At 45.4% G+C, this 13,658-nt stretch carries 12 protein-coding genes; 7 read left to right on the top strand and 5 right to left on the bottom strand.

Features of this window, described 5'->3' with window-relative positions; all coding sequences use genetic code 11:
* The first annotated feature begins 190 nt into the window (after nucleotides 1–190).
* The 3 genes from PG915_RS17510 (at nucleotide 191) to PG915_RS17500 (ending at nucleotide 2,929) form a co-directional block, all read left to right on the top strand.
* Complete coding sequence (locus PG915_RS17510) at nucleotides 191–1,627, top strand: PTS transporter subunit EIIC (protein ID WP_353499704.1); 1,437 nt, start codon at nucleotides 191–193, stop codon at nucleotides 1,625–1,627.
* A gap of 196 nt (nucleotides 1,628–1,823) precedes the next feature.
* On the top strand, nucleotides 1,824–2,447 hold the full coding sequence (locus tag PG915_RS17505) for a Crp/Fnr family transcriptional regulator (RefSeq protein WP_353499703.1): 624 nt from the start codon (nucleotides 1,824–1,826) through the stop codon (nucleotides 2,445–2,447).
* A 2-nt stretch (nucleotides 2,448–2,449) separates the two neighbouring features.
* Nucleotides 2,450–2,929, top strand: a complete 480-nt coding sequence (locus PG915_RS17500; RefSeq protein WP_353499702.1) for an AAA family ATPase — start codon at nucleotides 2,450–2,452, stop codon at nucleotides 2,927–2,929.
* Between the two features lie 79 nt (nucleotides 2,930–3,008).
* Here PG915_RS17500 and truD read toward each other — a convergent pair whose 3' ends face one another.
* Both truD and PG915_RS17490 read right to left on the bottom strand, forming a co-directional pair.
* A complete protein-coding gene (truD, locus tag PG915_RS17495; RefSeq protein WP_353499701.1) occupies nucleotides 3,009–3,962 on the bottom strand; it encodes a tRNA pseudouridine(13) synthase TruD in 954 nt (317 codons plus the stop codon).
* A 49-nt stretch (nucleotides 3,963–4,011) separates the two neighbouring features.
* Nucleotides 4,012–4,605: an NADPH-dependent FMN reductase gene (locus PG915_RS17490; RefSeq protein WP_353499700.1), complete on the bottom strand. Its 594-nt coding sequence runs from the start codon at nucleotides 4,603–4,605 to the stop codon at nucleotides 4,012–4,014.
* Between the two features lie 429 nt (nucleotides 4,606–5,034).
* Here PG915_RS17490 and PG915_RS17485 point away from each other — a divergent pair, with 429 nt between their 5' ends.
* A complete protein-coding gene (locus PG915_RS17485) occupies nucleotides 5,035–5,934 on the top strand; it encodes a class I SAM-dependent methyltransferase (RefSeq protein WP_353499699.1) in 900 nt (299 codons plus the stop codon).
* Nucleotides 5,935–6,043: 109 nt separating this feature from the next.
* Here the strand turns inward: PG915_RS17485 and phnX are convergent, their stop codons facing one another.
* The 3 genes from phnX to phnW are packed head-to-tail and all read right to left on the bottom strand — an operon-like array spanning nucleotide 6,044 to nucleotide 9,351.
* Nucleotides 6,044–6,862, bottom strand: coding sequence for a phosphonoacetaldehyde hydrolase (gene phnX, locus PG915_RS17480; RefSeq protein ID WP_353499698.1), 819 nt, complete (start codon nucleotides 6,860–6,862; stop codon nucleotides 6,044–6,046).
* Nucleotides 6,863–6,880: 18 nt separating this feature from the next.
* The gene (locus PG915_RS17475; RefSeq protein ID WP_353499697.1) at nucleotides 6,881–8,248 is read right to left on the bottom strand and encodes an aspartate aminotransferase family protein; all 1,368 of its coding nucleotides are present in this window, start codon (nucleotides 8,246–8,248) and stop codon (nucleotides 6,881–6,883) included.
* The gene (gene phnW, locus PG915_RS17470; RefSeq protein WP_353499696.1) at nucleotides 8,248–9,351 is read right to left on the bottom strand and encodes a 2-aminoethylphosphonate--pyruvate transaminase; all 1,104 of its coding nucleotides are present in this window, start codon (nucleotides 9,349–9,351) and stop codon (nucleotides 8,248–8,250) included. The genes PG915_RS17475 and phnW overlap by 1 nt, the downstream gene beginning before the upstream one ends.
* 242 nt (nucleotides 9,352–9,593) lie before the next feature.
* Between phnW and PG915_RS17465 the strand changes: the two genes are divergently transcribed.
* From PG915_RS17465 to PG915_RS17455, 3 genes are all read left to right on the top strand, one after another.
* The gene (locus PG915_RS17465) at nucleotides 9,594–10,601 is read left to right on the top strand and encodes a putative 2-aminoethylphosphonate ABC transporter substrate-binding protein (RefSeq protein WP_353499695.1); all 1,008 of its coding nucleotides are present in this window, start codon (nucleotides 9,594–9,596) and stop codon (nucleotides 10,599–10,601) included.
* Between the two features lie 194 nt (nucleotides 10,602–10,795).
* Nucleotides 10,796–11,902, top strand: coding sequence for a putative 2-aminoethylphosphonate ABC transporter ATP-binding protein (locus PG915_RS17460; RefSeq protein WP_353500147.1), 1,107 nt, complete (start codon nucleotides 10,796–10,798; stop codon nucleotides 11,900–11,902).
* A gap of 45 nt (nucleotides 11,903–11,947) precedes the next feature.
* On the top strand, nucleotides 11,948–13,651 hold the full coding sequence (locus PG915_RS17455; RefSeq protein WP_353500146.1) for a putative 2-aminoethylphosphonate ABC transporter permease subunit: 1,704 nt from the start codon (nucleotides 11,948–11,950) through the stop codon (nucleotides 13,649–13,651).
* Nucleotides 13,652–13,658: the final 7 nt, after the last annotated feature.

Genomic DNA, 13,658 nt, shown 5'->3' with positions numbered 1-13,658 from the left:
TTTAGTGTTTGTTGGAAAAATAAGCCGTAGTTCACACATTGATAAAGTTGTCATCGTGCTATGATCATCATCATATCTGCGTAATACAAAACCTAATAACGTTTAATTACGAAAGGATGTATAGCTCAGGGCTATGAATTGGGTTGTTATTATAAATAGTATAATTTAAGCAGAATGCTTGGAGGCACGTGTGAAACAATTACTGTCATCAATATTAAATCAACTACAGAGGGTAGGCGGTGCTTTAATGCTACCTATCGCTGTATTACCTGTGGCGGCCTTGCTACTTCGTTTTGGGTCTGCAGACTTGCTTGATTTACCATTTGTGAAAGCATCTGGGGGAGCGATATTTGGCGGGCTACCTTTACTGTTTGCTGTCGGTATCGCCGTCGGATTGGCCAAAGACCACAATGGTACTGCTGGCGTTGCTGGCGTTATCGCACACCTGATCATTCTCGAAGGTGCAAAAACCATCACACCTGACCTTAAGATGGGTGTCTTATCTGGCATTATCGCCGGTATTATGGCGGGCTATCTCTACAACAACTTCAAAGATACTAAGTTGCCAGATTGGCTTGGGTTCTTTGGAGGGAAGCGTTTTGTTCCTGTCGTGACGGCACTGTGCTCTATCTTCATGGCCTTCATTGTTGGGCATGGCTTCCCTGCTATTGGTGCTGCAATCAACGACATTGGTATGTGGATGATCCAAAGTGGCGAACCCGGTCTATTTGTTTATGGTGCAATGAACCGTCTTCTTATTCCATTTGGTTTACATCACATTCTGAACAGTATTGTCCGCTTCATGTTTGGTTCATACACAGATGAAAGTGGTGCAGAGATCATTGGCGACCAGCTACGTTTCTTTGCCGGTGACCCTGAAGCGGGTGCATTTATGACGGGCTGTTATGTCGTGATGATGTTTGGTCTACCAGCGGTCTGCTTAGCGTTCTATGTAACAGCTAAAAAAGAACGTCGTCCAGCTTTAGTGGGGATGTTGGTCTCTATAGCGCTTACAAGCTTCCTGACGGGGATCACAGAACCTGTTGAGTTCTTGTTCATGTTCACCGCGCCAATTCTATTCGCTCTACACGCTATCTTTATGGGGGCATCTTACGTAATCAGTGATTGGCTAAATATTAAACATGGCTTTGGTTTCTCGGGAGGCTTCATCGATTACGTGTTGAACTGGGGGCTCGCAACGAACCCGATTCGAATCATCCCTCTAGGTCTTGCTTATTTTGCTATGTACTTTGTTACCTTCACTGCCGCAATTAAGTACTTCAATCTTAAGACTCCTGGGCGCGATGATGAGGAGGAAGAAGTTGTCGCCTCAACGACAGATACGAGTGGGTTAGCCGCTGCTTACTATGATGCTGTTGGAGGGTACGACAATATCACCAATATTAACTGTTGTATGACGCGTCTTCGCCTTACCGTTACTGATAGCTCAACGATTGAGGATTCGGTTTGTAAGAAGTTGGGAGCCGCAGGTGTAATTCGACCAACTCCGACAACGATTCAGATTATTGTTGGCACTTCGGCTGAAGCCATCGCCGGAGATATGAACGCTATCCACAAAGAGAAAGCGTTACAGGAACAAAAGCAGTTTGAAAGCGCTAAAGCTTAGCTGCAGAATGTGAGTCTTTTAGCCGAACTTAGTCTATGCTAAGTTCGGCTTTTTTCTTGTTTTTGCTACTAGAGAATGTGGTGTCGGTTCATATAATTGATATTATCGTTCGTAGTTAGATATCCAGCCTAGCAAGCCCAACCTTTATGCTGGTATCGTCGGTGGATATGAGGTTACGAAGCATTCCGGAGGGAAAATGGAACACTACCGATTAGCGGCATGCGACATAAAAACGGTTGTTTTGCCAAAGGGAAAATTTCTCTATGATCAACATGACGAACCAGACTGTTTCTATTTTATCGTCTCTGGTTTGGTATCGCTGCAACGCTTATTGCTGAATGGAAAAGAGGTGATGAGTCGCGTTTACAAAACCAATCAATATTTTGGCTATCGAACGCTTCTTTCTGGACAGAATTATCACGTAGGTGCCAAAGCTTTAACTGATCTCACTCTTGAACGTGTCGTGGTGCGCGATTTAGATCAGTTCTTTCAAGAGAACCCAAAATTCGTTCGTTATCTATTCTCTGAAATGGCAACAGAGCTTCGCCACGCTGAGATCCGTTTGTCCAAAATGTCTACGCACAGCGTCGAGTTAAGGGTAATTGATAGCGTGATTGATTTAGTTACCGCTGATGTAGGTTATAAGTGGACATACAGGGAAATTGCGGCTTATTCGGGATGTTCAACAGAAACGGTTATTCGTGTTAGCAAAAAGCTCAAGAACAGTGCTTTAATGCATGGAGAAAATACCAACAAGTCTTTTGAACTAGAGAAATTGCAGCAAGTGAGAACACAACTAGCGCTAGGAGAAAAGCTGTAAGAATGACCCAAATCTATTTCGTATGTGGCTTTATTGGCTCCGGTAAGACAACGTACTCTAAAGCATTGGCCGCTAAACACGCTGCGTTTCGGTTTTCTATTGATGAGTGGATGATCCCTCTATATGGCGAGCATATGGAGCGGGAGCTCTTTGATCGTCGTTTGGCAACGCTTCAAGGGTTATTTAAAGACTCTGCCTTACAGCTTTTTTCGCTCGGTGTGCCGGTTGTATTTGATTTTGGTTTTTGGACGAAAGCGGATCGGCTTGCTTTTACTGAATGGGCATCGAGTGTAGCTGCGAGCAGTGAAATTCATTATTTGGATGTCGGATTTGATGTTTGTAAGCAGAGAGCATCTGCTCGTAACTCAGAACTCAACGGCCGATCTTATGAAATGACACCAGAGATGCTGGAGTTGTTTTGGTCTTGGTTTGAGACACCGACATCAGATGAGAATGTGGTGTGGATTCAGTCAGCGGGCTAACTATTGCTGCGCACATTGACGGAGAAACGAAAAGGACGAAAGGTGTCGCACCTTTCGTCCTTTGTAATACTAAGGCCAATTAAACACCTAAGATGCCTTTTATTGCCATCGTTGCGTAGCTACCAGTCGGCAATGTGAACTGCAACTCACAGCTATCTGAGTCGAGCGGCTCAGATTTAAAATGACAATAAATAAAGCAGTCCCTGGTTGCAGACAGTTTCTTTATTTCGCCGTCGATTGCTCGCCACTTGTCTATGGCTAATTTATTCGGAAGCTTATGCGCTGCAAAGTCATCTTGGTTTGGAGCAAAGTAGCTGTTGTCCGCGATACGGATAGAGGCGCTAGCGGAGCCTTCTGCTTGTATGAGTTCACTGAGCTTCTTGTTCCACATGTGTGAGCCATGAGAACAAAGCCAAAAAGCCCTTTCGCGCATAGGTATTAAAAAATCTAGGTTCTCTAGCGTTACCTCTCTATTCGCCAGCACACCCGATTCCCGTGCGAATTCAAGACACTTATCGAGATTACCTTCAAGGTAGTGTTGTCCGATCAGATGTGTCAGCGCAGGTTGATTGGGTAAGCCGAAACGTTGGCTGTCATAGTAATTGGGGACTCTAAGCTGAGTTTCATTAATGCTTGTAAGGGCATTTTGAGCCTCTTCGTCAAGTCCTCTTAATACGATATTAAATGCGTTTCCAAGATTAGAACCAACAGTGATTTTATTGTTGGAGAAACCGATTTGATATAACTCAAGCCAAAAGTTACTGTCTTTATCATTAAATTTACTAGGGACTTTATGACTTTCAATTGTGAGATATTGCTGCGTGATCCCTTCTTCATCTTTTAAACCGGCTACGCCAATTTGACCTTCCTCTAGGTTAAATTCTTGGCTAATAATATCTATAGCGTTAAATGTTGAGATACCACTCTTCACTAAACAAAAAAGTTGATAGTTAGTAGGGCTATCGGCAATATCTAAGTTAATGACTTCGCATACCCTAAAGTCTTCATTTTTTTGTTTTATTCTATACTTCATCCATTTCTCCTTGCGATTACGCTTTATCTGGTTGAAAGTTAGTTGTTCATTACATTCCGTATCGAAATGGTTTACCGATACTTACCATGTCTCGGTGTACGGGGGCTAAAGCATTGGCATAGGCTGCGAGTAACTTGAGCGTATATTCGCTTCTAACATGTTGATTTTGGTCTGTACATTGGTGATCGGCAGTCAACGTTTGTTCGCAGTTTCTAAAGATAAGATGGTCTGGCAAAAAACAGACGTGATTGTTTTTATTTCCAGTCATACGCAGTTCGCTAATAGGGTATACGCCATTGACGCCAGCAGAGACGCTTACCAATAACGCCGCTTTGTGTGCCAATTCGTCGTCGGTAGTCAACATCAAAAAATTCTTTAGTGAAGGTGTTGCCATTCCATGCCATTCTGGCGTGATAAAAATAAAGGCATCAGATTGCTTGAGTTGTTGTTTAATGGGTTGAAATGGTGCCCATTCCTCGCTGTCTTGCCACACGCCTTCATTCCAAAGTGGTAAAGCTAAATGATGCAAGTCGAGAACATTGACCTGTTCAAAGTGTTCGCCAGCGAGTGTTGCCAGATAATTAGCCACATTGATACTTTGTGAGTTTGTTCTTTGGCTACCGGCAACGATTGCGATGTTCATTCAAAATTCCTTTTTGGGGTTTAAAATTTACTCTAAGGGAAGTGTTCTTTAATATTATGACTGTCGTCAATGCCGTTGCCCTTGAAATGGCGATTGCGTCGAAGAGTTATAATAATTCTGTTCTTGTTTTAGAATGTTTAAATCTAATTAGAGGTGTTCCAGTATTTTAATTAAATTACCAATCTCGGTGGTATGCTTATATGTCGTTTTCTGGTGAGGTTTTAAATGTGTGATCTTTATCGAGATATTTTGTGTGAGTAGTTTTAGTTCTATTACTTAATTCAAAGTAAAGGAGTGACTTTTAAGCTATATTGGTATTTTTGTCATTAAATGTTTGTGTTTGATTAGTATTTTAATGATTGTTATCTCCTTCTCACATGTTTCTAGGTTCGAACTGTTCACTCTACAAAGAACCCGAGGTAAGCAACTATGAGCTTTTGGTTTGGTAAAGATGCGACCGCGCAAGGCGTGGCGAAGCAACGCTTAATCGAGACACTGGCACCACCGAGTAAGAGGGTCATTAGCGATCCGTACGCAAAACGATTCGTGTTAGGTGCGAGTCTCATCAAGCTGATGGGTCATCGGCTATCTGTTTTGATCACAGAGAAGTTTGCCCCTGGATTCCATCAGCACCTTATTGCGAGAACTCGATTTTTTGATGATTGTATTCAAGAGGCGGTGGAAAATGGGGTCGACCAATACGTGATTTTGGGTGCAGGTTATGACTTAAGGGCGCATCGCCTTGACCTGCCTTCCAGCCTCAGGGTTTTCGAAGTCGATCAAGCTGAAGTGCAAAAGAGAAAGCGTAAAAAACTACCCCAACACTTATTTAACTCAGAGAATGTGAGTTACGTTAGTGTGGATTTTAATCACCAATCTCTCGTTGAGCGATTATTGGCATCCGGCTTTGATCCAAATAAACCAACTATCTTCACCTTAGAAGGTGTTTCTCAGTACATTACTAAACCTGCGTTAGCCACTACCATTGAAGCATTGGCCGCTCTCACACATCGTACAGATGCAACTTTCTTGATGTCTTACGTTGACGAACGCCTTAACAGCGATCCTAAAGCTTGCTTTGGAGATGGCTATCCCCATGTAGTTAAACGTGTGAACACGATTAAAGACTTATCAGATAAATTTGGGGAGCCGTGGGTGTCTTTCTATCGCAGTGATGAGATAGAGCAAATGTTGTCTGGCTACGGCTTCAAAGTGGCAGAAAATAAGACTCTGGAGGATCTAAATGGGCGCTACTTCGAACCAATTGGTCGAAAAGTGCCTGAGCAGCACGTAATGAAGTTGGAGCACTTTGTTGTTGCGAGAGCCTAACGACCGCTCGACACCACAGTGTTGTTTAGTTTTTGTCTATCAAGGAATATTGGATGCGAAAAGCTCACGGTTAAACCGTGAGCTTTTTATTTTTCTTAGCTTGCTTATCTTACGGACGCTCACCCGCTAAAACGCGTTTCTCAATATCTGCGATCACACCTGGAAGGTCGGCAATCGTATCAACTAGATAGTGAGGTGAAGCTTTACCAAGCTTGATGCGTGCACGTTCGCGAGCTGCTGTTAGAGTTGCTTCATCAGCGGCTTGGTATTGGTCAAATGTAAGGCCAGCCTCGTTGCCAGAAAGCAGTAGACCCACAGTCCACATGCCTGCATTGTGACCTTCTTCGATACCGGGTGCTGCGTCATCCACTTTTACGCAAGCACCGACGCTAGTCGCGCCCAGTTCGATAGCGTTTTTCAGTGCCATAAATGCAGCAGGGCGGCCGCCTTGAGGTAGGTCATCAGTAGCGACGACATAGTCTGGTTTATAGCCGTAATCTGCCGCCACTGGAATGAGAACATCCATTACTTGACGTGGGTAGCCAGAACATGAGCCGATCTTGATGCCTTTGTGTTTAAGGTCGTTCACAACGTCAACCGCGTTAAGGATTGGCTCAGCGTGATCCGCTACTTTGGCTTTTTGTAGAGGCATGAATGCGGCGTAGATGGCGTCAACATCGCTGTCTTGCATTTCTTGGCCAAACTTGGCTGTCCAACGTGCTGTTACTGCTGGGATTTGGCCAACGGCTTTAATGTGATCCCATTTACCAATACCCATTGGCTCGCGAGCTTCGTCTAGAGAAATCTCGAAATCAAAGCCTTGTTTAAATGCTTCGACAAAAATGCTGGTCGGGGCAAACGAACCAAAGTCAACAATAGTGCCAGCCCAGTCAAAGATAACGGCTTGAATCGGTGATGAGTGAGACATGATGTCATTCCTTAAAAGTTAATTTCTTACGTTTGATACGTGAGCAATAGCTTGCTCGAAAATGTCGAGCGCTTTGGTTAGCTCGTCACGGGTAATAATCAGCGGAGGGCTAAGCTGAATGACGTTGCCTTGCGACACCTTAAAGCTCAGACCTTGATTTAAGCATTGATAGAGAACTTGCTCGGCTTCATCGTAGGCTCTGTGTTTTGTGATGTGGTTTTTTACTAGTTCCACACCCCACAGAAGACCAATGCCACGTACATCGCCAATAATTGGGTATTGCTGCTTCATTTGAAGTAGACGTGCTTTGACAAACTCGCTGTCATTACGTGTCTTCTCTAGGAGCTGTTCTTGCTCAATCGCTTCCATGGTGGCAAGTGCCGCCGCGCAGCCAAGGGCACTTTTCTCGTGCGTGTAGTGACCTAGAGAGATTTCCGCAGCCGTGTTGTATTTGTCTTTGGTTACCATTGCAGCGATTGGAACCAAACCGCCACCAAAGCCTTTGCCGATACAAAGAATGTCCGGTTCAATGTCGAATGCCTGATAGGTAAACCATTCACCACTGCGCCCCATGCCATTCGGAATATCGTCAATAATGAGTAGGACATTGTGTTTGTCGCAAATCTCACGGATGCGTTTCCAGTACGCTTTACTTGGTACTTGCACATCGGTATTGCGAACGCCTTCTGCGATAAACGCGCCGATACCGCCTTCTTTTTCAATCACGTATTCGAGATAGTCAGCGTAGTGAACATCACTCCCGTCTTGTGAAGGGAATGCACCGCGATAAGACACCGCTGGTGGGATACGCTCAACACCTGCCATGAGCGGGCCCATGCCTTCACGAAAACACGCTTCACCACCGACTGAAATCGCATCCAATGATGCCCCATGAAATGAGTCCCACAGTGACACGACTTTGTAGTTGCCTGTGATATAGCGAGCCAGTTTGAGCGCCATTCCAACTACAGATGTGCCGCCGGGCGCAAATAACACTCGGTTGAGATCGCCGCCGCAGACTTGGGTTAGCTTTTCAGCACATTTAACCGCTGTTTCGTTGGTAAAACGGCGCGGCGAAAAGGGCAGTGAATGCATCTGCTCCGTTACACGTTTGATGACATGCGGGTGCGCATAACCAAGCTGATGTACGTTGTTACCATGAAAGTCCATGTAGCGCTTTCCGCGTGTGTCTTGGATATAAATCCCTTCTGCCGCTTCTAGTGAATCTAGGCATGGCGTTGACATAGACTGATGCAAGAAAACATCGGCGTCGCGTTTAAGCAGTGCTTGTGTCGCTTCGTCTTGTATTTGTTGATTCCACTCTTCACGTGCTGGGGTATTGTTCACATCCCCCTCGCTACGTAGGTGCGTTGCTTGGTCTGCCATTACGCCAGCTCCCAGTACATTGCGTTTTTCACCGCGCTGATTAAGCGTTCAATGTCCGATGGGTACACATCACCAATATTGCCAATGCGGAAGCAATCAGCATTAGAGACTTTGCCGGGGTAGATAACAAAACCTTGCTCTTTTAAGCGGTTATAAAAGGCTTTGAACTGGTAATCACTGTGCTCAGGTGAGTAGAACGAGGTAATGATCGGAGAATGAAGATCGTCGTTTAGTAGCGTGCGGAAGCCCAATGAACGCATACCTTCGACTAGTGTTTTTTGGTTAGTCTGATAGCGATTGAAACGCGCTTCAATACCGCCCTCTTGCTCAAGTTCTAAAAGAGCTTGATAGAAAGCACGCACGGTATGGGTTGGGGAGGTGAAGCGCCACTTGCCGTGATTCACTTCCATGCAGTGCCATTGATCATAGAGATCGAGACTGAGTGAACGCCCTTGGCCTTGGCATTTTTCTAATTCTGATTGCTTGGCAACCACAAACCCAAAGCCAGGAACGCCCTGAATACATTTGTTGGCAGAGCTGATCATAAAGTCGATACCGAGCTCACCAATATCCATTGGGATGCCACCAAAACTCGACATCGCATCAAGGATCACAGTTTTGTCATGTTGCTTTGCTAGTTTGATGAGCGCTTCTATAGGGTTAAGCATGCCAGTTGTGGTCTCACAGTGAACAATCGCAACATGCGTAATGGCAATGTCTTGCTCTAGGATGCTGGCAATCTCATCTAGATTCGGTCTGCTAATTTCGCCCGGTGCAATGACATGGGTTTCGATATTTAGGTAGTCAGCAATCTGCGCAATACGTGCGCCATAGGCTCCATTGTCGACAACAAGCAATTTGCCCTTTGGAGTGATGGCGCTGCCAATTGTCGCCTCAACAGAAGCGGTTCCGCTTCCTTGCATTAGGACACTGGTGTAGCCCGCTTGTTTTGTGGCAAGTCGAGTCAGTTTAGTGCGAATGACCTCAACAATATCTTTGTTGTAGTCGTCATCCCATGTACACCAGTCTTTTAACATCGCTTCGCGCACGGTTTCAGATGTCGATAGCGGACCCGGAGTTAATAGCAAGTATTCGTTTTTCATCTTGATTCTCTATTTGGACTATACCAATAAGTTGTGGTTACTCTAGCAATCAAAAATGCGCGTCGTAAAGCGTCAAAACCAATATTCATAAAAGTTTAATACGCGGTTAAATGCGTCTGTTTCGATCGTCAAATCCAACTCTATTTAGTAAAACTGCCACTTTTTGTTCATTTAATCGTCATAAATCGAAATTAAGGTGGCTTACATAAATTGGTACAGACCAAATATAACTGGAGACGAAAATGAAAAACCGTTTGATGAAGGGAACACTGGCGACACTGGTTTCTCTACTTGCCACCAACGCACTAGCAGCAACAGAGGTCACTGTGTACACCGCTTTCGAAACGGACATTCTTGCGAAATACAAGAATGCATTTGAGAAAGAGAACCCAGATGTGAAAATCAAATGGGTGCGTGACTCAACGGGTATCATGACAGCGAAACTTTTGGCGGAGAAAAACAACCCGCGCGCTGAAGTGGTTTGGGGTTTGGCAGGCTCTTCCATGGCATTGCTCAAAGAAGAGGGTGTGCTTAAGCCATACTCGCCGAAGGGACTAGAAGACCTGAAGCCGAACTTGAACGATCCTCAGTCAAACCAAGCATGGTTTGGTAATGATGCTTTCTTTAACGCTATCTGTTTTAACGAAGCCGTGGCTAAGCAGCTTAACCTTCCAAAGCCACAATCTTGGGAAGATTTGACCAAGCCTGTTTATCAGGGTCACATTGCAATGCCAAACCCGGCGTCTTCAGGTACGGGTTACATGCAAGTATCTGCTTGGTTACAAAATATGGGTGAAGACCAAGCTTGGAACTACATGAAAAACCTCGATAAAAACATCGCACATTACACGCACTCAGGCTCTAAGCCATGTGTTCAAGCAGGAATGGGTGAAGTCGCTATCGGTATTTCTATGGCGGTACGTGGTGCTAAGCTAATTAACCAAGGCGCACCTCTCGCAGTGATCACGCCAAAAGGGATTGGCTGGGAGTCAGAAGCCGTTGGTTTGGTGAAAGAATCGGATGCCGCTAAGCGCGTTGTAGACTGGTCTGTGTCCAAGTCGGCAAATGAGTTGTATGTTGAATCTTACCCAGTGGTTGCCCATAAAGCGGTAACAGGCAATGTTAACAACTACCCTGAAGTTCAGGGGGCAATGGCCGAGATGGACTTTGGTAAGATGGGCACGGAACGTGCTGAAGTATTGAAAACCTGGTCTCAGAAGTTTGATGCTAAGTCTGAACCAAAATCCTAACAGTTTCGTTCGGCTGAATGGACTTGTTTGAAAAGCTTTGTGTGGGGCGATCTTAGGATCGCCCCTTTGTCGTTATACGTAAAGCCAGTCAACTACTTCAAAAAATCCTGCATTGCAACCTACCTGCTATAAAACTGTCATGCCAATGAAATAAACCAGATTTACATTTGGTATATACCATTGGAGAGACGATGATGACAGTATCCAACCCTTATCTAGATATCAAAAATGTGGTGAAGCAGTTCGGTCAGTTCACGGCATTAAAGCAAATTTCACTCGCCATCAATAAAGGTGAGTTTGTCTGTTTTCTTGGCCCATCGGGCTGCGGAAAAACCACCTTGTTGCGAGCTATTGCCGGATTGGATCTTCCAACCTCTGGTGAAATTCATCAAGCGGATCAAGAGACCACTTTTCTGCCACCTGAAAAGCGCGACTTCGGTATTGTGTTTCAATCTTACGCGTTATTTCCAAATCTAACGGTGCAGGAAAACATCGCGGTTGGCCTTAAAAATCAAGGCATGACCAACAAAGAAGCGCTTGAAAAAGTCGAGCATTGGCTAGAGATGATTGGCTTGCCAACCTCTGGCAACAAGTACCCAAATCAACTCTCAGGCGGGCAGCAGCAGCGTGTTGCATTGGCGCGCGCACTGGCGTTGTCTCCAGGTCTGTTATTGCTGGATGAACCACTGTCTGCACTTGATGCGAAAGTGCGTACTCACCTTCGTGAAGAAATTTGTCAGATGCAGCGCAGGCTTGGCATTACCACGATTATGGTGACTCACGATCAAGAAGAAGCATTGTCTATGGCGGATCGCATCGTGGTAATGAACCACGGCGTCATTGAACAAGTAGGCACGCCGCAAGAGGTGTATGAAAAGCCTGCGACTCGCTTTGTAGCAGATTTTGTTGGCAGCATGAACTTTATTGAAGCGTCGGTTGCATCGACTACCAGTTTGCGTATTGCGGAAAGCATGTTGCCGTTGCCAACATTGGAGAACATGACGCTTGAGCAAGGCGAAATTTTCGACCTCGCAGTGCGACCAGAGAGCCTCCGTTTTGTTGAGCGAGCCTCTAATGCCATTCCAGTAAAAGTTTTGGCGAAAGAGTTTCAAGGGGCATTTTATCGCGTCGAAGTTCAGATGCAGCATTCTCCAACCTCAGCGCCTATCTATATCGATGTGCCTATTAAACACGTGAACGAACTTGATTTACGCCGCAACGACATTCGTTATATCGAATTTGCCGAAGATGGCCTGCTTGGTTACGCCTGCAGCAAATCATCATTGGGCGCTGCAGCGTAGAGGCCGATGATGCAGATAACTTCAACATTAAATGCGAGTGAGACTATGAGACAGCGAGCGGCAACATTCACCGCACAACATGTGACGGCGAAACTGAGTAAAGACAATATGGTGCTTTTCAGTCTGCTAACGGTGCTGTTTGTTGGAATGGCGTTGTTCATTCTTATGCCGCTGTGGGCTATGGTGAAAAAGAGTGTGCAAAACAGCGATGGTGAGTTCGTCGGACTTGCTAATTTTGCCAACTACTTTACCACCGATAGCTTGTGGTTTTCACTCAGTAACACGATGACCTTAGGTCTTATCGTAACGGTAGTGGTGGGTGTGCTGGCATTTGGCTATGCGTTTGCTTTAACTCGCTCTTGCATGCCATTTAAAGGCCTATTTCATTTAATGGGCACTGCGCCTATCCTTGCGCCTTCTTTGCTACCTGCTATCAGTTTGATCTTTTTGTTTGGGAATCAGGGCATCGCGAAGGAGTTGCTTCAAGGACACTCAGTGTATGGTTTGATCGGTGTTTCCCTTGGTTTGATCTTCTGGACATTTCCCCATGCGTTGATGATTTTAACCACCTCATTGCGTACCTCGGATGCCCGTTTGTACGAAGCGGCGAGGGCACTTAAAACATCACCAATTAAAACCTTCTTCATGATCACCTTACCTGCCGCGAAATACGGTGTGATCAGCACGCTCATCGTGGTGTTTACTCTGGTGGTGTGCGACTTTGGTGTGCCGAAAGTGATTGGCGGCAGTTACAGTGTCTTGGCGACGGATATTTTTAAGCAGGTCGTCGGTCAGCAAAACTTTTCTATGGGTGCGGTAACCAGTATTTTACTGCTGTTGCCTGCGGTGCTTGCGTTTGCTGTAGACCGCTGGGTTCAGAAAAAGCAGAAGAGTATGCTCGATACGCGCTCAGTGCCTTATCAGCCATCACCGAACAAGCTTCGTGACTCACTATGCTTTATTTACTGTTTGTTGGTGTCGCTTGCTGTACTGGCGGTATTGGGGATGGCGGTGTATGGCTCGCTAGTGACTTTCTGGCCGTGGAACAAAGCTCTAACTCTAAACAACTATAATTTTGCTGAAATGAGTACGTATGGCTGGAGCCCTTACTTTAACTCGTTGAAGCTGGCGACATGGACTGCGATTATTGGTTCTGTGGTGATTTTTGTCGGCGCTTACTGCATTGAAAAAGGCCGCGCGTTCGCGCCAATTCGCCAAGCGATGCAGATGATGAGTGTGATCCCGATGGCAGTGCCAGGATTGGTTCTAGGCTTGGGTTACATTTTCTACTTTAATGATGCCAATAATCCACTCGGTGTGCTTTATGGCACCATGGCGTTTTTGGTGATTAATACCGTGGTGCACTATTACACAGTGGGACATATGACGGCGCTAACCGTTCTTAAGCAGCTACCGACTGAGATTGAGGCTACCGCCGCATCGGTCAAATTGCCTCAATATAAGCTGTTTTTCAAAGTGTCACTGCCGTGTTGTTTGCCTGCGGTGTTGGACATTGCCATATATCTATTTATCAACGCTTTAACAACGACCTCGGCAGTAGTATTCTTGTATTCAACGAATACGATTCCAGCATCAGTGGCAGTGCTGAACATGGATGATGCTGGCCAAACAGGCAGTGCAGCAGCGATGGCGGTGATGATTATGCTTTCTGCGGCTATCGCGAAACTGCTCCACATGTTTGTTGGAAAGGTGTTTGAAGCAAAGACTCAAGCTTGGCGTAAACGCTAATATTGAA

Source organism: Vibrio sp. CB1-14 (assembly GCF_040412085.2).
Lineage (GTDB): Bacteria > Pseudomonadota > Gammaproteobacteria > Enterobacterales > Vibrionaceae > Vibrio > Vibrio chaetopteri.
This window is presented reverse-complemented; position numbering and strand designations above follow the sequence as displayed.